Source organism: Streptomyces spiralis (assembly GCF_014654675.1).
Classification (GTDB): Bacteria; Actinomycetota; Actinomycetes; order Streptomycetales; family Streptomycetaceae; genus Streptomyces; species Streptomyces spiralis.
On record NZ_BNBC01000004.1, the window covers coordinates 18,416 to 41,526 of the forward strand.

23 protein-coding genes are annotated in these 23,111 nt (G+C 72.0%); 14 read left to right on the top strand and 9 right to left on the bottom strand.

Annotation, left to right across the window (positions count from 1 at the left end; genetic code table 11):
* Window positions 1-12: 12 nt before the first annotated feature.
* Window positions 13-1,962 (bottom strand): APC family permease, encoded by a 1,950-nt coding sequence (locus tag IE318_RS05915; protein ID WP_189897247.1) that lies wholly within the window; start codon window positions 1,960-1,962, stop codon window positions 13-15.
* A 250-nt stretch (window positions 1,963-2,212) separates the two neighbouring features.
* Window positions 2,213-2,773: a hypothetical protein gene (locus tag IE318_RS05920; RefSeq protein ID WP_229903373.1), complete on the bottom strand. Its 561-nt coding sequence runs from the start codon at window positions 2,771-2,773 to the stop codon at window positions 2,213-2,215.
* Between the two features lie 237 nt (window positions 2,774-3,010).
* On the opposite strand from IE318_RS05920, the gene IE318_RS05925 reads away from it, so the two are divergent.
* Entirely contained in the window at window positions 3,011-4,525 is a 1,515-nt protein-coding gene (locus IE318_RS05925) for a glycoside hydrolase family 43 protein (RefSeq protein ID WP_189897250.1), read from the top strand.
* Between the two features lie 158 nt (window positions 4,526-4,683).
* Window positions 4,684-5,736 (top strand): endo-1,4-beta-xylanase, encoded by a 1,053-nt coding sequence (locus tag IE318_RS05930; protein ID WP_189897252.1) that lies wholly within the window; start codon window positions 4,684-4,686, stop codon window positions 5,734-5,736.
* 156 nt (window positions 5,737-5,892) lie between these two features.
* On the opposite strand, the gene IE318_RS05935 is transcribed toward IE318_RS05930, so the two are convergent.
* The gene (locus IE318_RS05935) at window positions 5,893-6,099 is read right to left on the bottom strand and encodes a DUF5999 family protein (protein WP_030177618.1); all 207 of its coding nucleotides are present in this window, start codon (window positions 6,097-6,099) and stop codon (window positions 5,893-5,895) included.
* 368 nt (window positions 6,100-6,467) lie between these two features.
* Window positions 6,468-7,058, bottom strand: a complete 591-nt coding sequence (locus tag IE318_RS05940; protein ID WP_189897254.1) for a hypothetical protein — start codon at window positions 7,056-7,058, stop codon at window positions 6,468-6,470.
* A 574-nt stretch (window positions 7,059-7,632) separates the two neighbouring features.
* On the opposite strand from IE318_RS05940, the gene IE318_RS05945 reads away from it, so the two are divergent.
* Window positions 7,633-9,150 carry a glutamate-cysteine ligase family protein gene (locus tag IE318_RS05945; protein ID WP_189897256.1) on the top strand — a complete coding sequence of 506 codons (1,518 nt, stop codon included), beginning with the start codon at window positions 7,633-7,635 and terminating at the stop codon, window positions 9,148-9,150.
* 91 nt (window positions 9,151-9,241) lie between these two features.
* On the top strand, window positions 9,242-10,030 hold the full coding sequence (locus tag IE318_RS05950; RefSeq protein WP_030177622.1) for a CPBP family intramembrane glutamic endopeptidase: 789 nt from the start codon (window positions 9,242-9,244) through the stop codon (window positions 10,028-10,030).
* Window positions 10,031-10,145: 115 nt separating this feature from the next.
* Here the strand turns inward: IE318_RS05950 and IE318_RS05955 are convergent, their stop codons facing one another.
* Window positions 10,146-10,955 (bottom strand): PhzF family phenazine biosynthesis protein, encoded by an 810-nt coding sequence (locus IE318_RS05955; protein WP_189897258.1) that lies wholly within the window; start codon window positions 10,953-10,955, stop codon window positions 10,146-10,148.
* A gap of 163 nt (window positions 10,956-11,118) precedes the next feature.
* On the opposite strand from IE318_RS05955, the gene IE318_RS05960 reads away from it, so the two are divergent.
* From IE318_RS05960 to IE318_RS05975, 4 genes are all read left to right on the top strand, one after another.
* Window positions 11,119-11,733: a PadR family transcriptional regulator gene (locus tag IE318_RS05960; protein WP_189897260.1), complete on the top strand. Its 615-nt coding sequence runs from the start codon at window positions 11,119-11,121 to the stop codon at window positions 11,731-11,733.
* Window positions 11,734-11,875: 142 nt separating this feature from the next.
* Window positions 11,876-12,448 (top strand): Clp protease N-terminal domain-containing protein, encoded by a 573-nt coding sequence (locus tag IE318_RS05965; protein WP_229903374.1) that lies wholly within the window; start codon window positions 11,876-11,878, stop codon window positions 12,446-12,448.
* 62 nt (window positions 12,449-12,510) lie between these two features.
* The gene (locus tag IE318_RS05970; protein WP_189897265.1) at window positions 12,511-13,542 is read left to right on the top strand and encodes an EamA family transporter; all 1,032 of its coding nucleotides are present in this window, start codon (window positions 12,511-12,513) and stop codon (window positions 13,540-13,542) included.
* A 183-nt stretch (window positions 13,543-13,725) separates the two neighbouring features.
* Window positions 13,726-14,679: a DMT family transporter gene (locus tag IE318_RS05975; protein ID WP_189897268.1), complete on the top strand. Its 954-nt coding sequence runs from the start codon at window positions 13,726-13,728 to the stop codon at window positions 14,677-14,679.
* 31 nt (window positions 14,680-14,710) lie between these two features.
* Here the strand turns inward: IE318_RS05975 and IE318_RS05980 are convergent, their stop codons facing one another.
* The gene (locus tag IE318_RS05980) at window positions 14,711-15,415 is read right to left on the bottom strand and encodes a pyridoxamine 5'-phosphate oxidase family protein (RefSeq protein ID WP_189897696.1); all 705 of its coding nucleotides are present in this window, start codon (window positions 15,413-15,415) and stop codon (window positions 14,711-14,713) included.
* Window positions 15,416-15,450: 35 nt separating this feature from the next.
* On the opposite strand from IE318_RS05980, the gene IE318_RS05985 reads away from it, so the two are divergent.
* Window positions 15,451-16,782, top strand: coding sequence for an aminotransferase class I/II-fold pyridoxal phosphate-dependent enzyme (locus IE318_RS05985; RefSeq protein WP_189897270.1), 1,332 nt, complete (start codon window positions 15,451-15,453; stop codon window positions 16,780-16,782).
* Window positions 16,783-16,804: 22 nt separating this feature from the next.
* Here the strand turns inward: IE318_RS05985 and IE318_RS05990 are convergent, their stop codons facing one another.
* Window positions 16,805-17,821 carry a DMT family transporter gene (locus IE318_RS05990; RefSeq protein ID WP_189897272.1) on the bottom strand — a complete coding sequence of 339 codons (1,017 nt, stop codon included), beginning with the start codon at window positions 17,819-17,821 and terminating at the stop codon, window positions 16,805-16,807.
* 74 nt (window positions 17,822-17,895) lie between these two features.
* Between IE318_RS05990 and IE318_RS05995 the strand changes: the two genes are divergently transcribed.
* The gene (locus IE318_RS05995; protein WP_189897275.1) at window positions 17,896-18,798 is read left to right on the top strand and encodes a LysR family transcriptional regulator; all 903 of its coding nucleotides are present in this window, start codon (window positions 17,896-17,898) and stop codon (window positions 18,796-18,798) included.
* Between the two features lie 21 nt (window positions 18,799-18,819).
* Here the strand turns inward: IE318_RS05995 and IE318_RS06000 are convergent, their stop codons facing one another.
* Window positions 18,820-19,287 (bottom strand): pyridoxamine 5'-phosphate oxidase family protein, encoded by a 468-nt coding sequence (locus tag IE318_RS06000; protein ID WP_189897278.1) that lies wholly within the window; start codon window positions 19,285-19,287, stop codon window positions 18,820-18,822.
* Between the two features lie 68 nt (window positions 19,288-19,355).
* Window positions 19,356-19,823, bottom strand: a complete 468-nt coding sequence (locus IE318_RS06005; RefSeq protein ID WP_189897280.1) for a Rieske (2Fe-2S) protein — start codon at window positions 19,821-19,823, stop codon at window positions 19,356-19,358.
* Between the two features lie 163 nt (window positions 19,824-19,986).
* Here IE318_RS06005 and IE318_RS06010 point away from each other — a divergent pair, with 163 nt between their 5' ends.
* The 4 genes from IE318_RS06010 (at window position 19,987) to IE318_RS06025 (ending at window position 22,856) form a co-directional block, all read left to right on the top strand.
* The gene (locus IE318_RS06010) at window positions 19,987-20,751 is read left to right on the top strand and encodes a HipA family kinase (protein ID WP_189897282.1); all 765 of its coding nucleotides are present in this window, start codon (window positions 19,987-19,989) and stop codon (window positions 20,749-20,751) included.
* Window positions 20,748-21,197 carry a DUF3037 domain-containing protein gene (locus IE318_RS06015; RefSeq protein ID WP_078917321.1) on the top strand — a complete coding sequence of 150 codons (450 nt, stop codon included), beginning with the start codon at window positions 20,748-20,750 and terminating at the stop codon, window positions 21,195-21,197. Before IE318_RS06010 ends, IE318_RS06015 begins: the two co-directional genes overlap by 4 nt.
* Before the next feature lie 126 nt (window positions 21,198-21,323).
* A complete protein-coding gene (gene fabG / locus IE318_RS06020) occupies window positions 21,324-22,085 on the top strand; it encodes a 3-oxoacyl-ACP reductase FabG (protein ID WP_030177643.1) in 762 nt (253 codons plus the stop codon).
* A 12-nt stretch (window positions 22,086-22,097) separates the two neighbouring features.
* The gene (locus IE318_RS06025) at window positions 22,098-22,856 is read left to right on the top strand and encodes an SDR family oxidoreductase (protein ID WP_030177645.1); all 759 of its coding nucleotides are present in this window, start codon (window positions 22,098-22,100) and stop codon (window positions 22,854-22,856) included.
* Window positions 22,857-23,111: the final 255 nt, after the last annotated feature.

Here is a 23,111-nt window from a genome sequence, read left to right on the forward strand (position 1 = left end):
TGACCGGGCGGGTCAGCCCGTGTGCACGCGGGGCCGCCTGGCCCGGTCCGGCTCCGCCTCGCGCAGCACCTCACGGGTGACCGGCGCGACCTCGCCCTGGCCGAAGAGGAAGAAGCGCAGGAAGTTGCGGAACGGGTTGCCCTCGGTCCATTCGAAGTAGATGTGCGGGGTGCAGCCCGTCGCCTCGCGCACGTGCAGGAGGAGGGCGGCCAGGGCGTTGGGGATGGAGGACGACTCCAGGGTCAGCACGCGGTAGCGGTCGTGCAGGACCTCGCCGCGCACCGTGAGACCGGCCTCGAACTCGGAGGGGTCGGTGACCGTCACCTCGACGAAGACGAAGTCCTCCGCCTGCGGGATGTCGTTGTCGGCACGGATCTGCTCGATCTTGTCGCGGTACTCGGCCTTGTCCCGGCGCCCGGGCTTGTTGGCGATGAACCGGATCTTGCGGCTCGCGATGTCCCTGATGAATCGTTCCGCCATCGGATCCAGCGTCACGCTGGTCACGCGCAGCTCGAAGGCACGGGCCAGCCGGGACAGCAGCGAGACCAGAATGATTCCGACGATGAAGCAGGCACCGATCTTCACACCGTCCGGGCGTTCGATGACGTTGACGACGGTGGTGTAGAGGAAGACCGTCGAGATCACCGCGAACGCGATGGTCCATTTGCGCTGGCCGGCCCTGTGGGCGGCGATGGTCACCGCGATCGCCGCGGAGCTGATCAGGACGAGCACTCCGGTGGCGTAGGCGCCGCCCTGCTTGTCGACGTTGGCGTCGAAGATCCAGGTGACCAGGAACCCGATCAGGGTGAAGACGATGACCATGGGGCGCACCGCCCGGGCCCAGTGCGGGGCCATGCCGTAACGGGGCAGGTAGCGCGGCATCAGGTTGAGCAGTCCGGCCATCGCGGAGGCGCCCGCGAACCACAGGATCGCGATGGTGGAGACGTCGTACACCGTGCCGAAGGCGTTCCCGAGGTAGTGGTGGGCCAGGTAGGCCAGCGCACGCCCGTTGGCCTTTCCGCCGGGCTCGAACTCCGGCGCCGGGATCAGCAGCGTGGTGATGAAGCTGGTGGTGATCAGGAAGCCGCTCATGATGAGCGCGGCCGTGGTGAGGAGTTTCTTGGTGTCCCGGATCCGCCCGGTCGGGCGCTCCTCGGTGTCCTGCGGGTCGCCCTGCACGTGCGGCATCACGGCGACGCCGGTCTCGAAGCCGGACAGGCCGAGCGCGAGCTTGGGGAAGACCAGCAGGGCCACACCGACCATGGCGAAGACGCTGCCGTGCTGGGCGGTCAGGGCGCTGGACCAGTCGGTCACCACGTGAGTGGCGGTCGCGACGTGCCACAGGCCGACGAACACCACCACGACGTTGAGGGCGAGATATATGCCGACCAGCGCGACCGCGACCCCGATCGCCTCCAGGAACCCCTTGAGGAACACCGCGCCCAGCAGCGCCACCAGGAAGAGCGTGATCAGCATCTGGTGGCTGTGCAGCGCGCTGGTGAGGTGGGGGTTCTCCACCAGGTGGGTCGAGGCGTCGGCAGCCGACAAAGTGATGGTGATCAAAAAGTCGGTGGCGGCGAAGCCGAGCAGGGTCAGCACGAACAGCTTGCCCTGCCAGAACGACAGCAGTCGCTCCAGCATCGCGATCGAGCCCTGGCCGTGCGGGCTCTCCTCGGCGACCCTGCGGTACACCGGGAGGGCGCCCGCGAGGGTGACAAGGACCAGCACCAGCGTGGCGACCGGCGACAGCAGGCCGGCGGCGAGGGCCGCGATGCCCGGCTGGTAGCCCAGCGTCGAGAAGTAGTCGACACCGGTCAGGCACATCACGCGCCACCACCGCTGCCCCTTGTGCGGGGGCTCCGGGGCGGCGTGCGGTGCCTGCTGCACGCCCTTGCCCATGTCGGACAGGCCCTCCAGCATCCAGGCACGCAGACGACTGGGAGGGTGTTCGGTGGTGGCCATGGGCCCTGCTCCTGATGTGCGGCTCAGCGTGTGGATCAGGCCATCACGCGGACGGGGCACCAGCGTATGCAGAGCGTGACGCATGGGCCCACGCGTACCGGGGCGGGCGGGCGTCAATCTTCCGTTAAGAATGGCCGCGCCGGAGGCGGTGCGGGCCTCAGGAGCAGGTGAGCCGGGCGACTCGTCCGCGTTCGGCCGGCCGGGGCAACCACGGCCCGGAAGCCCGGAGGCAACCGAACCTCCGGAGACGTCATGGCCCGAGCCCGGAGATGCGGAACACCGTCAGCGCGGTCTCGCGGTCGACCTGCCCCGCGAGGTCCCGCAGCGCGCTCGCCCCGCACCGCAGCCGGCCGCTCGCCGCCGATGTCCGCGCGTCCTCCTCGAAGCGGTACCACAGGCCGGGGTTGTCCACCAGGACCCGTGGGTCGATCTCGAGACGGCCGCCGAAGGCGTCCCGCAGGACCAGCCGCCGGGAGACGCCGTCCGTGACACGCACCGACACCAGCAGGTCGGTACGGACCCCGCGGCGGCGCAGCAGCGAACGAGTGGCGAGCCAGCCCTCACCGGCGCACACCCGGGGCGGGCAGAGCACCAGGAAGAGCAGTGCCCCGAGCGTGCACCACAGAGCGCCGCGCGCCCAGGTCAGGTTGCCCGTGCCCCAGTCGAACAGGAGCAGCAGGCCGCACAGCGCCACCGAGGAGCAGACCGAGGTGTGCAGGTCCCGCGCCCAGTGACGGTCGTGCGCCACCCGGCCGGGGCGGTGCGCGGGTGTGCCGGCACCCGGTCGTACGTCGTTGCCGTACTGCCTCATGACATCGACGCTAGAGCCCGCACGCGCCGCGGCAACCGCCGTTGACACGCCCCTGACGCGACGCCGACCGTTCTTGACGCCATGGCAGCGCGGCCGGCCGCACCGCCCCCTTGATCGCTCCCTTGTCCGCCCTCCGCGCCACATCTACAGTGCGACTGCCCATAAACATTCGTCAATAGTTTCGAAATTTTCGACTCGATCGCTTCGCTTCGACCTCCTGGAAGGGGCTCGACTCCCATGCGGACGTACGACAACCCGGTGATCCCCGGCTTCCATCCCGACCCCAGCGTGTGCCGGGTGGGCGAGGACTACTACCTGGTGTGCTCCAGCTTCGAGTACTTCCCCGGTGTCCCGCTGTTCCACAGCCGCGACCTGGTCCACTGGCGCCTGACCGGCAACGTGCTCGACCGCCCCGGGCAGTTGCCGCTGCCGGACGACCTGCCGGCCTCGGCGGGGATCTACGCCCCGACGATCCGTCACCACGACGGCCGCTTCCACGTGATCACCACCAACGTCGCAGGCGGGGGGAACTTCCTGGTCACCGCCGAACGCCCCGAGGGTCCCTGGTCGGACCCGGTCTGGATCGACCTGCCCGGCATCGACCCCGACCTCGCCTGGGACGACGACGGAACCTGCTGGTGCGCCGTGGCCGGAGTGGGGCTGGCCCGGATCGACCCGCGGACGGGAAAGGTGCTGGAGGGACCGCTGAAGGTGTGGTCGGGGACGGGGATGCAGCACCCCGAGGCGCCGCACCTCTACCGCGTCGGGGACTGGTGGTACCTGATGCTCGCCGAGGGCGGCACCGCGCACGGCCACAGCGTCTCGATCGCCCGCGCCCGCTCGCCGCGCGGCCCCTACGAACCGGCGCCGCACAACCCGATCCTGTCCCACCGCAGCACCGACCAGCCGATCCAGTGCACCGGCCACGCCGACCTCGTCCAGGCCGCGGACGGCACCTGGTGGATGCTGCTCCTGGGCACCCGTCCCCGGGGCTACTTCCCCGAGTTCCACGTACTCGGCCGGGAGACGTTCCTGGCCCCGGTGCGGTGGGTGGACGGATGGCCGACGGTCGGCCCGGTGCACGAGAGCCACCCCGCCCCGGCGGCCTGGCACCCGGTTCCGCCCGAGCCCGACCGGGACGACTTCGACGCGCCGGCCCTTGCGCCGTACTGGATCTCCCCGCGCAGCAGGCCGGACGGCTCCTGGTCGCTGAGCCGGCGCCCCGGGTGGCTGACGCTGACCGCGACCGGCGACAGCCTCGACCGTCCCGGCCACACCCTCGTCGGGCGCAGGCAGCAGCACCCGGACTGCCTGGCGGCAGCCCGTGTGGACCCCGGTTCGGGACGGGCCGGCCTGTCCGTCCGCCTGGACGAGGCGCACCACTACGACCTGGAGATCGGCGGGGGAGTGGCGAGCGTCGTCGCCCGGATCGGTCCCGTGCGGCAGCGGATCGCCGAACACCCGGTGCCGCCGGGCCCGCTCACCCTGCACGTGGAGATCCGTACGTCCGAGGTGCCGCCGCCCACCGTCACGGCCGCCGGCGGACAGGCGCCCGGTCTCCGGTCGGGCGGCCCCGACGCGATCGCCTTCTCGGTCGAGACCGGCGAGCGGACCCTGCACCTGGCCGAACTCGACGGCCGCTATCTGTCCACGCAGGTCGCCACCGGTTTCACCGGGCGGGTGATCGGCATGTACGCCACCGAGGGCAGCGCGGACTTCGACTGGTTCGACTACCGCCCGCGGCCCGCCTGATGCCCCGGCGGTGCTCTCAGCAGGCCGCAGGCCGGGCGGAGTTGCCCGCGAATCCGTGCCTGACGAGGGCTTGCCGAGCGTGGGCGCGTGTCCCTATGGTGCACCGCAGCTTTCTGGACATGAGCCGAAAGTTTCGAAAGAGAACGAGGAGTCGCACCATGTCACGGACCACCGTTCGCCTCAGATTCGCCGGGGCGCTCGCCGCCACCCTCGTGGCCGCGGGCGTCGCCACCGGCCCCGCGGCCCAGGCCCAGGAGCGGACGCCCGGCCTCGCCGACCTGGCCCACCGCCACGGCCGCTACTTCGGCAGCGCCACCGACAACCCCGAGCTGACCGACAGCGCCTACACGAAGATCCTCGGCAGCGAGTTCGACATGATCACGCCGGGCAACGGCATGAAGTGGGAGAACACCGAGCCGCAGCAGGGCGTCTTCGACTGGTCCAAGGGCGACGAGATCGTGAAGCTGGCCCGCGCCAACCACCAGAAGGTGCGCGCCCACACCCTGGTCTGGCACAACCAGCTGCCCGCCTGGCTCACCTCGCGCGACTGGACCCCGGCCGAACTGCGCGCCGTACTGAAGAAGCACATCACCACCGAGGTGCGCCACTACCGGGGCAAGGTCTACTCCTGGGACGTGGTCAACGAGGCCTTCAACGAGGACGGCACCTACCGGGACACGATCTGGTACAGGACCCTCGGCCCCGGCTACATCGCCGACGCGCTGCGCTGGGCCCACGAGGCCGACCCGCACGCCAAGCTGTACCTCAACGACTACAACATCGAGGCCGTCGGGCCGAAGAGCGACGCGTACTACAACCTCGTCAAGCAGCTGAAGGCGGAGCACGTCCCGCTGGACGGTGTGGGGTTCCAGGCGCACCTCGCGCTCCAGTACGGCTATCCGACCACGATCGAGGACAACCTGCGCCGCTTCTCGCGCCTCGGCCTCGACACGGCGCTCACCGAGGTCGACGTCCGGATGCAGCTGCCGGCCACGGACGACAAGCTGGCCGAACAGGCCACCTGGTACGCGGATCTGACGAAGGCGTGCCTGGCGGTCCAGCGGTGCGTCGGCGTCACCGTCTGGGACTTCACCGACAAGTACTCATGGATCCCGGGGGTCTTCGCCGGGGAGGGCGCCGCGCTGCCGTGGGACGAGCAGCTGCGGCCCAAGCCGGCCTACCAGGCGCTGCGCGACGCGCTCGGCGGGTGACCGGGTCGCCGGGCGGCTACGGTTCGTAGTCGCCGCGGGACATGCGTCGGGGCCGGCCCTCGCACATCGTGCGAGCCGGCCCCTCGTGGTGCCGGGCGGCTTTCCGGCCCGTCTCCGGCGCACCGGGCGCACCTGGGCCGCGGCTGCCCCTCGTGCTCAGGCGGCGGTCATCACCCGGTCGGCGCCCAGCGGGCGGTGCGGGGCGATGATCTGACCGTCCGGCAGAAGCTCACCGGTGTCCTCGAAGAGAAGAACGCCGTTGCACAGCAGGCTCCAGCCCTGCTCCGGGTGGTGCGCCACGAGGCGGGCGGATTCCCGGTCGGCGGAGTCGGCTGACGGACACGGTGGCTGGTGCTGGCACATGGGTGGGATCTTTCGCTCTGTCGTCTGGTCCGGAATGGTCGGCGTGTGTGTTTCGCGGCTGGTGGCACTCTCCATGGCCGCCCCCCGTTGGATGAGTCGGACTGAAACCAGTGTTGCCCCACGAGCGTGTTTCCGCAGGCATTTCACGGCACCGCTCCTCACAGGTTGGAGACGCCTCACCCGCCTGAGCGGTTCATCCCGGACGCACGGCCTCTTCGGATGGTTCGGCGTGGCCGGATGGGGCTAGTCCGGTCGGGCCATCGGGACCTGGACGACGTCGTACCCCGCTCCCGAAAGATCCGGCAGCGGGGTACGACGAGGTGGCCGATGTGGTCCGAGGCGGCGCGAGCCGGTCGGCGCGCGGTAGGTCAGGCGGGCGAGCCCATGAGCCGTACGGGAGCAGGCGTCAGCCGATGGGTGAGGACCGGGAGCAGTTCGGCGACCGGGTGCGGCACGTGGGCCGGTATCCCGGGCGGGGCCGGCGCCAGCGGTACGAGCAGGTCGCCGGCGGCCGGGTGACCGCCGGCGCCGTCGTCGGTGAGGTCGCCGTGCAGCCACAGGGTGAGCATGTACAGGCTGGGCATGGACAGCAGGCGTGGCTGGTACGGCTGACCGAGGGTCTCCGCCTGGCGCAGCGCGCGTTCCGTCGAGGCGATGTAGGGGCCCTCGAAGAAGTGGGAGAAGGCCCAGCCGTCGGGGGTCAGCCTGGTCTCGGCGGCGGCCACCGCCTGGTCGCCGACGTGGATCAGGAAGCGCCATCCGGCCAGCCGGGTCTCGGAGATCCCCGCGGGGGTGATCCGGTCCAGTACGTGCACCGGAAGCGGGAGTTCGGGGGTGGCCGGGCCCTGGGCGGCGCGGAGTGCGGGTGTGGGTGCCTCACGGACCGCGGTGGGGGAACCGAGTGCCGTGAGGACGGAGCGAAGTGCGGGCGCGGGAGCCGGCGGGACATGCAGCGGCATGGTGGGACGCCTCTCATTCGACAGGCAGGGTGACGCGAGGGCGGGGCGGGTGGGGCGGACGACGCTGTCAGCTCTCTGGGCAGGAGGGGGCGGGGCCGGGGCCTTGCGTACGAGGGGTGTACGAGGAGTTGCGGAGCGCGGCATGCCGGACATGACCCGGACCGCGGGTCCAGGGCCGCGGGCGCCAACCTTCTGCCGTTCAGCAGAGTTTATACGACGAATGTTCAGACGATGTTTCGTCTACCTGTTTCCGGCGTGAACAACAAGTCGCTATTCAGCCGGAGATTCGCGGGATTGATCCCGCTTCCGAACGGGCCGCGCCGCGGTGACCTCGGGTTCTGTCCGAGCAGCGGTCGGCTTGTTGTCGTCGGCGTTTTTCACGAGATCCCCGGGGTACCCGTTCTTGCTCGCTGCCTCATGCCCCGTGAATGTGCCCGACGGTCATTTGGCACCAGAGTAGTCGGTGCGGGGCGGCGATGGGACGTTATCGATCGCGTTCGCGGGGCATCATCCCACCTGACCGGGACCCCGGCGGCCGGATCCTCGGCCCGCCCGAGCGAGGAGGGACGCTGCGATGGGGGAGAAGGTCGTGGCAGGAGAGTTCGACCTGTCGGATCGCAACCGCTACCGCGCCAAGCTCCGGCGGTGTCTGAAGGGGCTGGAGCGGTTGCTGGAGGAGAAGCGGTTCGACCGCCCCAAGAACCTCATGGGGCTGGAGATCGAATTGAATCTCGTCGGTTCGGACGGCATGCCGAAAATGCTGAATGCGCAAGTGCTCGAGCGCATCGCCAGCCGTGACTTCCAGACGGAACTCGCGATGTTCAACCTGGAAGTGAACATCGCCCCGCACCGGTTGGGCGGCCGGGTATTCGACCGGCTGGCAGAGGAGTTGAGGACGTCACTGGCATATGCCGACCGAAAGGCCGGAGAGGTCGACGCGTCGATAGCGATGATCGGTATTCTTCCGACGCTCGACCGGGACGACCTGGTCTCCTCCAACCTCTCCGACGTCGACCGCTACACACTGCTCAACGACCAGATCGTGGCGGCACGCGGTGAGGACTTCGCCCTGGACATCGAGGGCGTGGAGCGGCTGACCTGCACCTCGAAATCCATCGTCCCCGAGGCCGCCTGCACCTCCGTGCAGCTGCACCTTCAGGTCACCCCGGGCCGCTTCGCCGACGTGTGGAACGCGGCGCAGGCGGCGTGTGCGGCGCAGATCGCCGTGGGCGCCAACTCGCCCTTTCTCTTCGGGCGCGAGCTGTGGAGGGAGTCGCGGCCCCCGCTGTTCCAGCAGTCCACCGACACCCGCCCGCCCGAGCTCCAGGCGCAGGGCGTGCGGCCGCGCACCTGGTTCGGCGAGCGGTGGATCTCCTCCGTGTACGACCTCTTCGAGGAGAACCTGCGCTACTTCCCCGCGCTGCTGCCGATCTGCGACGACGAGGACCCTCTCGAGGTGCTCGACGCCGGCGGCGTCCCCAGGCTGGCCGAACTCGTCCTGCACAACGGCACCGTCTACCGCTGGAACCGGCCGGTCTACGACATCGCCGACGGCGTGCCGCACCTGCGGGTGGAGAACCGGGTGCTGCCCGCAGGTCCCACCGTCACCGACGTGATCGCCAACGCCGTCTTCTACTACGGCCTCGTCCGCGCGCTCGCCGAGGAGTCACGGCCCGTGTGGACCCGGCTGCCCTTCGAGGCCGCGGCCGCCAACTTCGACGCGGCCTGCCGGTACGGGATCGACGCCCGGTTCAGCTGGCCCCGGCGCGGCCGCTACTCCGGCACGGTCGAGGTCGACGCCGTCTCCCTGGTCCGCGACGAACTGCTCCCGCTCGCCGCGGCCGGCCTGGACGCATGGGGCGTGGAGGCGGTGGACCGGGACCGCTACCTCGGCGTGATCGAGGAGCGGTGCAGGCACCGGACCAACGGCGCCCAGTGGCAGGCCGCCACCTTCCACCGGGGCGTGGAGAGCGGTCTCCCCAGGGACGAGGCACTGGCCGCCACGACCCGGCGCTACTGCGAGCTGATGTGGCTGGGCGAGCCGGTCCACACCTGGCCGGTCGGCCTGCCGGCACCGGTCCCGCTGGGCTGAGCCGACGGGGGCGCCCGCGCCCCGACGGGGCGGATGGGGCAAGCTGTGACCTCTCAGAACGGTGTACGGGAGGCACAGCGTGCAGGAGGAGATGGGGCCGACCGACGAGGCCGCTCCACGGGAGCGGCTGTCGCGGCGGATGCTCCGTGACGAGACACTGCTCGTGCTCGCCCTCTCTCTCGGGGCGAGCGGGGTCTCGGCCCTGATCAGCTTCGTCGGGTCGGTCACCAAACCGGGCGGCCTCAAGGACCAGGCGGCAACGCTCAACGCCTCCGCCGCACCCGGCCGCCCCTGGCTCGACCTCGCCTGGCAGCTCTTCGGGATCGCCACCGCGCTCGTCCCCGTCGCCCTGGTCGCCCACCTGCTGCTCCGCGAGGGCCAGAGCCTGCGCACGCTCGGCTTCGACCGCACCCGCCCCTGGCCGGATCTCGGCCGGGGCGCCGCGATCGCCGCGGTGATCGGCAGCACCGGAATCGCCTTCTACCTGGCCGCCCGGGGCCTCGGCTTCAATCTGACGGTGGTGCCCGAGGCGCTGCCGTCGGTCTGGTGGAAGTACCCGGTGCTCGTCCTGTCCGCGGTGCAGAACGCGGTCCTGGAAGAGGTCATCGTGGTCGGCTACCTGCTGCGCCGGCTCGGCGGTCTCGGCTGGACGCCGGGGACCGCGCTGGTCGCCAGTTCCGTGCTGCGCGGCTCCTACCACCTCTACCAGGGCATCGGCGGCTTCGTCGGCAACATGGTGATGGGCGTGGTGTTCGTCTGGCTCTACCGGCGATGGGGGCGGGTCGGCCCGCTGGTCGTGGCGCACTCCCTGCTCGACATCGGCGCCTTCGTCGGCTACGCCCTGCTGGCCGGGAAGGTGGGCTGGCTGCCTACGGCGTGAGGCGGGCGGCCGTGGCCCGGGTGAGCGGCCCGCGACGCTCGTGGTGCGAGTGGGGGGCGTACGACGCTGTCGTACGCCCCCCGTGTGAGCGACCCCGTACGCCGGATGCGGGCGCTCAGGCGTGCAGCTCGCCCTCGATGACCGTGACCGCGTGGCCGGTGAGCAGCGTGCGGGCGCCGCGCAGCCCCGTGCGGACCCGGCCGGAGCGCGGCGAGGCCTGGAGGCCGGTGAGGTCCGTCCGGCCGAGACGCTCCGACCAGTAGGGGGCCAGCGCGGTGTGGGCGCTGCCGGTGACCGGGTCCTCGTCGATGCCGACGTTCGGGAAGAAGCAGCGGGAGACGAAGTCGTGGCCGCGGGCGGGGTCCTCGGCGCGGGCGGTGGCGATGATGCCCCGCGACGAGTAGGCGGCCAGCGCCTTGTGGTCGGGGTCGAGGCTACGGACGGTCTTCTCGTCGGCGAGTTCCAGCAGCAGGTCGCCGACGTTCGGGCCGGTGTCGAAGGCGGTGCGGGGCTCGGCGCCGAGGGCCTCGGCGACCCCGTCCGGCACCTCGACCGGTGTGAGCGGGGCGGTGGGGAAGTCCAGGGTGATCGTGCCGTCCTCGGCGGGCGTCGCGATGAGCACGCCGCTGCGCGTGGCGAAGCGCACCGGTCCGGTGTGGGCCCCGGTGGCGTCGAGGACGTGGGCGGTGGCGAGCGTGGCGTGCCCGCACATCGCCACCTCGGTGGCGGGGGTGAACCAGCGCAGCGCCCAGTCGGCCTCGCCGCCCTCGGGCAGCCGGTGCGCGAAGGCCGTCTCGGCGTGGTTGACCTCCAGGGCCACCTTCTGGAGCCAGTCGTCCTCGGGGAAGGCGTCGAGGAGGAGGACCCCCGCCGGGTTGCCGGAGAAGGGACGGGCGGTGAAGGCGTCGACGATTCGAATCCGCATGTCCCGACGGTAGGGCGTGCCGGACGGCGCGGACCAAGGCCAATTCGCGGACGGCGGCCACGAAGTGGGGGAAGCGGCAGCTCGGAAGAGGGTTGTCGGAGCTATGTTTCCGATATATCGTTGAGACATCGCGACAGATCAACGATGGAATGGAGTGGTTGCGATGCACACCCACGGTTTCGAGCATGGACACCGGCAGGACGGCCCCTGGCGCGGCCGGGGCGGCTTCGAGGGACGGCGTGCGGCGTTCGGGCCCTTCGGGCCGGGCGGTCCCGGTTTCGGACCGGGTTTCGGTCCGGGTCCCTGGGGCGGACGAGGGCGCGGCGGACCGCGCGGGAGGGCCCGGCGCGGGGACGTACGGGCATCGATCCTGGCCCTGCTGAAGGACCGTCCGATGCACGGCTACGAGATGATCCAGGAGATCGCCGAGCGCAGCGGCGGTGCGTGGAAGCCCAGCCCCGGCTCGGTCTACCCCACCCTCCAGCTGCTGGAGGACGAGGGGCTGATCACCAGTGAGTCCGAGGGCGGCAAGAAGCTGTTCTCGCTCACCGAGCCGGGCCGCAGCGCCGCCGACGAGGGGCCGGACGCGCCCTGGGAGGAGGCCTCGCGCGGCATCGACTGGGAGGCACTCGGCGAGATCCGCCAGGCCGGTTTCGGTCTGATGGAGGCCTTCGGCCAGGTCTGGAAGACCGGCAGCAAGGAACAGCGCGAGAAGGCGCTCACCGTCATCAACGAGGCCCGCAAGAAGCTGTATCTGATTCTGGCCGACGAGGACTGACCAACCGTCGGATCGCACGGGCACAGGCCTGATCTCCTCCGCAAGGAGGAGATTTCGGCCACCCGCGTCCACTTTCCGTGGGACGCGGAAATGCTTCCCGTCGGGGATGACCGCGGCGCGGGAGGCTGATGGGCTTGCAGATGTGCGACCCCGTATCCCCAGGCCGCCGGCCCACGAGCAGGGCGGCCGCCGTCCGGACGACGACGCCCGGCTCAGCGCCGAACTGGCGGCGGTGGTCGCCGCTGCCCGCAGAAGGGCCGTCCGGGACGGGGACCGGCACATCGACACCGCCCATCTGCTGCACGCGCTGCTGGAGTCCGGCCCCCAGGTGCGCGCCGCCTTCGGTGACGGTCCGCAGATCGCCCGGCTGCTCGGCTACCTCGTGCAGCGCAGCATCGGCTACGGCCTGCGCTGGCAGAGCGGCGTCGAGGACTCCGGCGCGCTGCCCGTGGTGACCGGAGCGACGGCGGCCGAGGCCGACGGCTGCTCGCCCCTGGCGGCGGCCGCCCTGAAGAGCGCCTGCGAGCGCGCCGCACGGCGCGGCGACGACCTGGCCCGCGGCCTCGACCTGCTCGCCGCCCTCGTGGCCGACCCCCAGGCGCGCGCCGTCGAGGTCCTCACCCGCGCGGGCATCGACGCCCGGGAACTGACCGCCCGGCTGGACGAAACCCACGGGCTGGACGAAGCGTTGGGGAGTTCTTCGGGCCCGGGCTGACGCGTCCAGCCGTTGAGACAGGTGTCATCGGGGGTGACGCTCCTGTCGTTGCCTGTCATCATGTGCCGGTGGTTACGTCTGGGATCAGTAAAGGCCAGTCCGGCAAGGGCGTCGGGCTCGGCCTCGCGCTCGTGTCCGCGCTCGCGTTCGGGGGCTCCGGTGTCGCGGCCAAGCCGCTGATCGAGGCGGGTCTCGACCCGCTGCACGTGGTGTGGCTGAGGGTCACCGGCGCGGCCCTCGTCATGCTGCCGCTCGCCGTGCGCCACCGCGCCCTGCTGCGCCGGCGCCCCGCGCTGCTCGCCGGCTTCGGGCTGCTGGCCGTGGCGGGCGTCCAGGCCTGCTACTTCGCCGCGCTCTCCCGCATACCCGTCGGGGTCGCCCTGCTCATCGAGTACCTGGCGCCGGCCCTGGTGCTCGGCTGGGTCCGCTTCGTGCAGCGGCGGCCGGTCACCCGGGCCGCCGCGTTCGGCGTGGTCCTCGCGGCCGGTGGGCTGGCCTGCGTCGTCGAGGTCTGGTCCGGCCTGAGCTTCGACGCCCTCGGACTGCTGCTCGCCCTCGGCGCCGCCTGCTGCCAGGTCGGCTACTTCGTCCTGGCCGACCACGGCGGCGGGGACGGCGAGGGCGACGGCGCGGCGCCCGACCCGCTCGGCGTCATCGCGTACGGACTCCTCGTCGGCGCCGCCGTGCTGACCGCCGTGGCCCGCCCGTGGAGCATGGACTGGACGGTCCTCGCGCACACCGCGCGCATGAACGGCACACCGGTCCCGGCCGCCGCCCTGCTCGTCTGGATCGTGCTGGTCGCCACCGTCCTCGCGTACATCACCGGCGTGCTCTCGGTGCGCAGGCTCTCCCCGCAGGTGGCGGGCGTGGTGGCCTGCCTGGAGGCGGTCATCGCCACCGTGCTGGCCTGGGTGCTGCTCGGCGAGCACCTCTCCGCGCCGCAGGTCGTCGGCGGCGCCGTCGTCCTGCTGGGCGCGTTCATCGCGCAGTCCTCCACACCGGCGAAGGAACCGGCGGAGCCGACGGAGTCCGCGCGGCCGGTGGCGGCCGGCGAGGCGGAAAGAGAGTTGTCGGCACGCGGTACGGCGGCCTAGGGTCCCGATCATGCACACGAGCGCACTCGTTCTTCCGCCCCCGGCCGCCTGAGGCGGGCCCTCCGGTGACCCGAGCCCGGTGCGCGTCGCCGGGCCGAACGGTGCTGCCCGCAGAAGAAGTCCGACGACCCCGCCGAACCGGGGTCCTCATCCGAACTTCTGCGTATTGGCGGAGAAAAACTCGTGTCGCACACTTCCTCCGGCCTGCCCGTCGGGCGTGGCCTCCTCTGTCTGATCGTCGCCGGTGCCGCCTGGGGCACCGCGGGCGCGGCCGCCTCCCTGGTCTACCGGGCCAGTGACATGGGGCCGGCCGCCCTGTCCTTCTGGCGCTGCGTGGCCGGTGCGCTGCTGCTGTTCGCCGTGCGGCTGCTGCGCCCGCGCGTCCGGGCGGCGGCAACCGTGCCGCTCGGCCGCAGGCTGCTGCGGGCCGGTGCCACCGGCGCCGGCCTGGCCGTGTTCCAGACCGCCTACTTCGACGCGGTGGCGGCCACCGGACTCGCGGTGGCCACCGTCGTCACGCTCGGCGCCGGACCCGTGCTCATCGCCCTCGGCGCCCGCCTCACGCTGGGCGAACGGCTCGGCCGGGCCGGCCTGATCGCCGTCGCCGGGGCACTGGCCGGGCTGGGCGTGCTGGTCCTCGGCAGCGGCGGCGCCACCGTGCGTCCGTGGGGTGTGCTGCTCGCCCTCCTCTCGGCGGCCGGCTACAGCGTCATGACGCTGCTCACCCGTCGGTGGGGGCGTGCGGGCGAGGCCGACCGGTCCGCCACGACCGTGGGGGCGTTCGCGGTGGCAGGGCTGTGCCTGCTGCCGTTCGCCCTGGCGGAGGGGCTGGTCCCGCACACCGCCGAACCCCTCCGGCTGCTGTGGCTGCTGGCCTACATCGGGACCGTTCCCACGGCCCTCGCCTACGCCCTGTACTTCGCGGGCGCGGCCGTCGTCCGGTCCGCCACCGTCTCAGTGATCATGCTGCTGGAGCCGGTCGGCGCGGCGGTGCTGGCGCTGACCCTGCTCGGCGAGCGGCTGACGGCGGCCACCCTCGTCGGCACCGCCCTGATGCTCGGGTCGGTCGGCGGCCTCGCCGTCGCGGAGGCACGCGGGGCACGGTCGGCGTCCGTGCGGGAGCCGGTCCTCGTGTGACGAGGGGGGCCGCCGGTTCAGCGGCCCCGCCTCACAGTTCCGCGAGGTAGCCCGGAAGCCCGGTGCCCGGGGCCAGGTCCGCGTCGGCGAGCGGAGTGCCGTACTCCCTGCGGACCGGGACCACACCGGCCCAGTGGGGGAGAGCGAGGTCCTCGGGCTCGTCGTTCACCCCGCCGGTGCGGAGCTTGGCGGAGACCTCCTCCAGGTCGAGACGGAGCACGGCGGTCGCGGCCAGTTCCTTGGTGTTGGCGGGGCGGGAGTCGGCCGCGCGGCCCGGCACCACGTGGTCGACCAGCGCGTCCAGCGCCGCCCGCTTCTCCTCGGGGTCGGTGACCTGGTGGGCGACGCCGTGCACCACGACGGAGCGGTAGTTGATCGAGTGGTGGAAGGCCGAGCGGGCCAGCACCAGGCCGTCGACATGCGTGACCGTGAGACAGACCGCCAGCCCCGGCTCGGCCCGGCCCTCCGGGGCGGCCTGGCCGGCCATGCGCAGCGGGCGGGAGCCCGTCGAGCCGTGCACGTAGAGCCGCTCGCCGACCCGGCCGTACAGCGTCGGCAGCACCACGGGGGCGCCGTCGCGGACGAAGCCGAGGTGGCAGACGTAGCCCTCGTCGAGTATCGCGTGCACCAGCTCCTTGTCGTACGACGCCCGGTCCGCCGAGCGGGTGGGGACGGTGCGCCCGGTGGGGGCGTAGGCGTCGGTGGTCGGCGCGGCGGGCTGCTCGGTCCCCTGCATTGCGATCTCCATTGCACTAGTGCATAATCTGCTTTGTGCTAGGAGGATATCCGATCGAAGGGCGGCGCGCAGCGGAGATCGCGGCGAGCGTCGAGCGCGCGGTGGGGTCCGGTGGCCTCGAGCCCGGTCAACTCCTGCCGCCGATGCGTGAGTTGGCGACCCGACTGGGGGTCAACGCGAACACGGTGGCGGCCGCGTACCGGGTGCTGCGCGAGCGCGGGGTCATCGAGACCGCCGGGCGCCGCGGCAGCCGGGTACGGCCCGCGCCCGCCACCACCGGGCGGGAGAACATCCGCGTGGACGTGCCCGAGGGCGTACGGGACATCTCCAGCGGCAACCCGGATCCGGCGCTGCTGCCGCCGCTGGCACCGGCGCTGGCCGCGGCCGCGGCCCAGGGCGACCGCGAGCCGGTGCTGTACGGGGATGTGGCCGTGGACCCGGAGCTGGCCCGCGACGCGCGTGCCGCACTGGACGCCGACGGCGTGCCGGACGGGCCTGTCGCCGTCCTGTCCGGGGCGCTCGACGGCACCGAAAGGGTGCTCGCCGCCCACCTCAAGCCGGGCGACACGGTCGCCGTCGAGGACCCGGGGTGGGGCAGCGTCCTCGACCTGGTTCCTGCCCTCGGGCTGCGCACACAGCCCGTCGGAGTCGACGACGAGGGCCCTCTTGTCGACGACGTACGCCGCGCGCTGTCCGGCGGCGCCCGCGCCCTGATCGTGACGGACCGGGCGCAGAACCCGACCGGTGCAGCGGTGAGCGGCACGCGCGCGCGTGCCCTGCGGGCCGTACTGAGCGAGCACCCGGAGACCCTGCTGATCGAGGACGACCACGGCCACGGCATCGTCGACCTCCCCCTGCACCCCCTGGCCGGCACGACCCGGCACTGGGCCTTCGTCCGGTCGGTCGCCAAGGCGTACGGCCCCGATCTGCGGCTCGCCGTGCTCACCGGGGACGAGACCACCGTCGACCGGGTCCGCGGGCGGCAGCGGCTCGGGCCCGGCTGGGTGAGCCTGCTGCTGCAACGCGCCGTCGTACGGCTGTGGCGGGACGGGGTGCCGGACACGCGCGCGGTGGCGGCGGAGTACGGAAGGCGGCGCGAGGCGCTGATCGGCGCGCTGGCCGAACGAGGGATCGCCGCGTACGGGCGCAGCGGGATGAACGTGTGGGTGCCCGTGCCGGACGAGACCGGCGCCGTCGCCCGGCTGCTCCACGCCGGCTGGGCGGTCGCCCCGGGCGCCCGCTTCCGGATGAGCGCGCCGCCGGGCATCCGGATCACCGTGTCGACGCTGCGGGACGACGATCTGGCGCCACTGGCGGACGCCGTGGCGGCGGCCCTCGGACCGGCGCCCGCGCGGAGCTACGTCTGACGGGACGGCGCCCCGCCGGTGGCTACGCCTTGCCCGCGGGTTCGGGCCGGGAGGACTTGGCTTCCGGCTGCTCGAGCCGTGCCGCGGGGTTCCCGGCGGGCCGGTCGCCGCTCCGGGGCCGGGCCTGGGTCAGGGCCGCGCCCGCCAGGACGATCACCGCGCCGACCGGGGTCGACCAGGCCAGCTGCTCGCCGAGGACCGCGACGCCCGCGGCGGTGGCGATGATCGGAACGAAGTAGGTGACCATCTGGGCGGTCGTCGGGCCGACCTCGGCGACCAGGCCGTACTGGACGAGCATCGCCACGCCCGTGCCCAGCGCGCCCAGCGCGGCGATGGCGAGCAGCGGCACCACGGACAGATGGCTCGGCAGGTCCGTGAACAGCGGGGTGACCACGGCCAGCTGCACCGTCGCCAGCAGCAGCTGGCCCCCCGTCAGCGACAGATGCGACTCGCTGGAACCCGCCAGGGTGCGCCGGACGTAGATCCAGCCGACCGGGTAGCTCAGCGAGGCCAGCAGCGCCATCGCCGTGCCGCGCGCGTCTAGGCCGTGGAAGCCCTGCCAGGCGCCCAGCACCGTGAGCACCCCGAGGAAGCCCAGGCCGAGACCCGCCACCCGCACCCGGGTCGGGCGGTCCTCCGAGAGGGCCACGAGGGACAGGGCCATGCCCCACAGCGGCGACGTCGCGTTGCAGATGCCCGCGAGCGTGGAGGGGATCGTCAGCTCCGAGTACGCGAACAGCGAGAACGGCAGGGCGTTGAGGAAGAACGCGGCGACCGCAAGGTGCGCCCAGGTGCGGGCGCCGTGCGGCAGCCGCTCCCGCTTCACCGCCATCGCCACCACGAGCACCGCCGTGCCGAACACCAGGCGTCCCAGAGTCACCTGGAAGGGCGCGAAGCCCTCCGTGCCCACCTTCATGAACAGGAAGCTGAATCCCCAGATCAGCGAGAGGAAGGCGAAGCGGACCCGCCAGTGCAGGGGCCGGCGGTCCCGTGCGGCCGGGGCGGAGGGGTGCGGTGACGAGGCGGTCGCGGTGCTCATGGTCGTACCATGCCTGCTCCCGACCTCGTAGCACAATCGAGAATTTTCGCGCGATACCTCGTAGCATCGCTTACATGTTGAATCTGGAGCGCCTGCGCACCCTCGACGCCCTGGCCCGGCACGGCTCGGTCAGCGGCGCGGCGGACGGACTGCACGTGACGACCTCGGCCGTCTCGCAGCAGATGGCCAAGCTGGAGCGTGAGGTCGGCCAGCAGCTCCTGGCCAGGAACGGCCGGGGGGTGCGGCTCACCGACGCCGGCCGGCTGCTCGCCGAGCACGCGGCGCGCATCCTGTCACAGGTCGCCGTGGCCCAGTCCGACCTGGAGGCGCAGCGCGGGCAGGTCGTCGGCGAGCTGCGGCTGGGTGCGTTCCCCACGGCCGCGCGCGGACTCTTCCCCACCGCGCTGTGCCATCTGCGCGCACGGCACCCGGGCCTCGGCGTCACCACCGCCGAGGTCGAACCCGCGCTCGCGGTGCGCGCCGTGCTCCGCGGTGACGTGGACCTGGCGGTCGTCCTCGACTGGTACAACAAGCCGCTGCCCGTGCCCGACGGGCTCACCCGGGCCCCGATCCTCGACGACGCCGCCGACGTGGCCCTGCCCGCCGCGCACCCGTACGCGGACCGTGCCGAGGTCGACCTGGAGGACTTCGCCGACGACGACTGGATCACCTGGCGGGACGCGGAGTTCTGCCACGAGTGGCTGCTGGACACCCTGCGCTCCAAGGGCGTCGAACCGCGCATCGCCCACCGTGCCGAGGAGCACGCCACCCAGCTCGCCCTGGTCGGCGCCGGACTCGGCGTGTGCGTGGCGCCGCGGCTCGGGCGCGGGCCGCTGCCCGCCGGGGTGCGGACCGTTCCCGTGCGGCAGGCGGTGCGGCGGCACGTCTACGCCGTCTGGCGCGCCGACGCCGACCGCCGTCCCTCGATCCGCGCGGCGGTGGACGCCCTGCGGGTGGCGGGGGAGCAGATCGACTGAGGCCCTGGGGATCCGGCCGGTTCACCCCGGGCCCAGCTTGCGGAAGTCCCAGGAGACGGTCTTCTCCGGGGTCAGCCGGACCCACGCGTGCCGCCCGTCGTGCGGCATCTCCTCCAGGCCGAAGTACTTGCGGGCGAACAGCGTCTCGGGGACGTCGAGTTCCGCGCGCAGCTCCCCGATGCGCGGTGCCTCCCCGACGAACTCGGCCCTGCCGGAGAGCTCGACGCCGCGCAGCTGGTCGTACTCCTCGCCCGTGTCGACCACGACCGCCACCCGGGGATCGCGGCGCAGGTCCGCCCAGCGCCTGCTGCGCACCACCGAGTACAGCCACAGCGAGGTGCCGTCCCAGGCGAACCACAGGGCGCTCACGTGCGGTGCGCCGCCGGGCGACACGGTGGCCACCCGGCAGGTGCGCCGGGCGGTGAGGAACGCGTCCAGCTCGCCCGGAGTCATCATGATCTTCCGGCCCCGGCGCTGTGTGACGGTCATGCGGCCGTTTCTTCTCCTCTTCGGCGTGAACAGGTGCTGCTTCGGCGTGAGCTGCCGTTGTGGGCGCGTCAGGCCAGCTTGATCTCGTCGCCCGAGACCGTGATGTTCTTCGCCGGCAGCGGCTGGGTCGCGGGACCCTTCTTCACGCTGCCGTCGGCCGCGGAGAACTGGCTGCCGTGACAGGGGCAGCTGATCACGCCCCCGGCGATCCCGCTCACCGCGCACCCCTGGTGGGTGCACTTCGACGAGAACGCCTTGAACTGCCCCTTCACCGGCTGCGTGACCACCACTCCCTCCTTGGCCAGGATCTTGCCGCCGCCCTCGGGGATGTCGCCGGTCTTCGCGAGCACGGCACCGGAGGAGCCGGCCTCGGCCCCGCCGCCCGCGCCACTGCCGTTCTGGGTGGTGGCCGAACCGGACGACGAGTCGTCCGATCCGCACGCGCTCAGCGCCACGGCGAGTCCCGCCGCGCCCACCGCCGCCACGACGGTACGGCGGGCCGGTGCCCCTTGGGACTGAAGCGATTCGCTGGTCATGCCGACGTCTTCCCTTCGCACGGACTTCATGCTTCGGGGGCGGACCTCGTGATCCGCCCGGCCTTCGTGATCTGATGTGTGATCCGTACAGGGGTACGGCCGCCGGGCGCCGGGCGTTCAGATGACGGCGAGACTTGTGCGAAGACCCCAGTAGCCTGGGGCGATGCTCAAGGAAGTCAACGCGACCCGGTTCATCACACCGCTGCGCGAGGGCGGCTCGCTGCCGGGACTCGTCGAGGCCGACGACTTCGGGACGTACGTCCTGAAGTTCACCGGCGCCGGGCAGGGGCGCAAGACGCTCGTCGCCGAGGTGGTCTGCGGCGAACTCGCCCGCCGGCTGGGGCTGAGGGTGCCCCGCCTGGTGACGATCGGCCTGGATCCCGTGCTCGGGCTCGGCGAACCCGACGAGCAGGTGCAGGAGTTGCTCAGGTCCAGCGGCGGCACCAACCTCGGGATGGACTTCCTCTCCGGTGCGCTCGGCTTCGACCCGCTCGCCTTCCCGGTCGACCCCGAGGAGGCCGGACGGATCGTCTGGTTCGACGCGCTGGTGGGCAACGTGGACCGCTCCTGGCGCAACCCCAACCTGCTCAGATGGCGCGGCGGGCTGTGGCTCATCGACCACGGCGCGACCATGATCTGGCACCACAACTGGCCCGGCGCCGAGGCCTCCGCGGCCCGTCCGTACGACGCCTCCGACCACGCTCTCGCGCCCTTCGCCCCCGACCTCGCCGCCGCGGCGGCCCGGCTCGCGCCCCTGGTCGCCGAGGACCTGCTCGCCGAGGTCACCGCCGAGATCCCCGACGTCTGGCTGGCCGGCGAACCCGGCTTCGACACCCCGGACGAGCTGCGCCGCGCCTACGCCCGACCGCTGCTGGCCCGGGCCGCCGTCATCCACGAGCGCATCACCGGCATCGAGGGGGCCAAGTGAGCGACCACCACATCATCGGCGGCCGCCAGGCGGGCGAGCGCCACATCACCCGGGCCGGCCAGGGCGGCGACCGGGACGTCTTCGAGTACGCCCTGCTGCGCGTCGTGCCGCGCGTCGAACGCGGCGAGTGCATCAACGCAGGCGTGATCGTCTACTGCCGCGCCCGGTCCTACGTCGGCGCCCGCACCCACCTCGACGAGGCCCGTCTGCTCGCCCTGGACCCGGACGCGGACGTGGCCGGGGTGCGGGCCCTGCTGCGCGCCGTGGAGGGCGTGTGCGCCGGTGGGGACGCGGCCGGGCAGGCCGCCCGCGACGACGCCGGACGGCGGTTCCGCTGGCTGATCGCGCCCCGCTCGACGGTCGTGCAGCCCGGCCCCGTGCACACCGGGCTGACCACCGACCCGGCCGTCGAGACGGAGCGGTTGCTCGACCTCCTGGTGAGGTAATGGATCACACCGGCACCCTGTGTCGTTGACACCGCGTGCCAGGGCTTCTAGCGTCACGTTCCACCGAAGGTACTAAGCGGTTGCTCACCGCACACCAGGTTCTCTCAAGGGCGAGGAGAAGCAACAATGTCCAGCACTGAGCAGCGGGTAGCCGTCGTCACCGGTGCCGCGCGCGGTATCGGCGCCGCCACCGCCGTACGACTGGCCGCCGAAGGCCGCGCGGTCGCCGTGATCGACCTCGACGAGGCCGCCTGCAAGGACACCGTGGAGAAGATCACCGCGGCGGGCGGCAGGGCCATCGCGGTCGGCGCCGACGTCTCGGACGAGGCGCAGGTCGAGGCGGCGATCGCCCGTGTCGCCGAGGAGCTCGGCGCGCCGACGATCCTCGTCAACAACGCGGGCGTGCTCCGCGACAACCTGCTGTTCAAGATGAGCGCCTCCGACTGGGACACCGTCATGAACGTGCACCTGCGCGGCTCGTTCCTGATGACCCGGGCCGTGCAGAAGCACATGGTGGACGCGGGCTTCGGCCGCATCGTCAACCTCTCCTCGTCCTCCGCGCTCGGCAACCGCGGTCAGGTCAACTACTCGGCCGCCAAGGCCGGTCTCCAGGGCTTCACCAAGACCCTCGCCAAGGAGCTCGGCAAGTTCGGCATCACCGCCAACTCCGTCGCCCCCGGCTTCATCGCCACCGAGATGACCAAGGCCACGGCCGAACGCGTCGGCATGGGCTTCGAGGACTTCAAGGCCGCCGCCGCCACCCAGATCCCGGTGCATCGCGTCGGCGAGCCCGAGGACATCGCCAACGCGATCGCCTTCTTCACGGGCGACGCGGCCGGCTTCGTCTCCGGCCAGGTGCTCTACGTCGCCGGCGGACCGCTCAACTAAGGAAACGGACACATGACTTCCGTGGAACCGACCGGCAAGGTCGCCCTCGTCACCGGCGCCAGCCGCGGCATCGGCTACGGCATCGCCGAGGCGCTCGTGGCCCGGGGCGACAGGGTGTGCATCACCGGCCGCAACGAGGACGCCCTGAAGGAGGCCGTCGAGAGGCTCGGTGCCGACCGGGCCATCGGCGTCGCGGGCAAGGCCCACGACGAGGCCCACCAGGCCGAGGCCGTCGAACGCGTCATGGAGGCGTTCGGCCGCGTGGACTTCCTGGTCAACAACGCCGGAACCAACCCGGTGTTCGGCCCGATCGCCGACCTCGACCTGAACGTGGCCCGCAAGGTCTTCGAGACCAACGTCGTCTCCGCGCTCGGCTTCGCCCAGCGCACCTGGCACGCCTGGCAGAAGGACAACGGCGGCGCGATCGTCAACATCGCCTCGATCGCGGGCCTCGCGCCCTCGCCGTTCATCGGCGCCTACGGCATCAGCAAGGCCGCGATGATCAACCTGACGCAGCAGCTGGCGCACGAGTTCGCGCCCAGGGTGCGGGTCAACGCCATCGCCCCGGCCGTGGTGAAGACCAAGTTCGCGCAGGCCCTGTACGAGGGGCGCGAGGAGGAGGCAGCCGCGTCCTACCCGCTCGGCCGGCTCGGCGTTCCCTCCGACATCGGAGGGGCGGCCGCGTTCCTCACCTCCGAGCAGTCCGACTGGATCACCGGCCAGACCCTCGTCGTCGACGGCGGCATGTTCCTCAACGCCGGAGTGGGCTGACCGGCCGGGAGAACCCGCCCGGGGCCGTTTCCGTTTCGGCCGGGGATTTCCTTGCCCGAATTCGTTCCTCTTGGTTCCTCTTCGGCAAGGAATTCCTCGTTCCTCTTGACGGAAACGGCCCCGCTGTCATGCCAGGACCGCTGGCAGGGCGGCATGACAACGTAGTCAGTCACACGCTGATCAAGACCATGTTCATTGCGGGTTCAAGGAGGGGAGAGCCGCGGTATGGTCTGCCGACCCTTGGTACGGCGGATC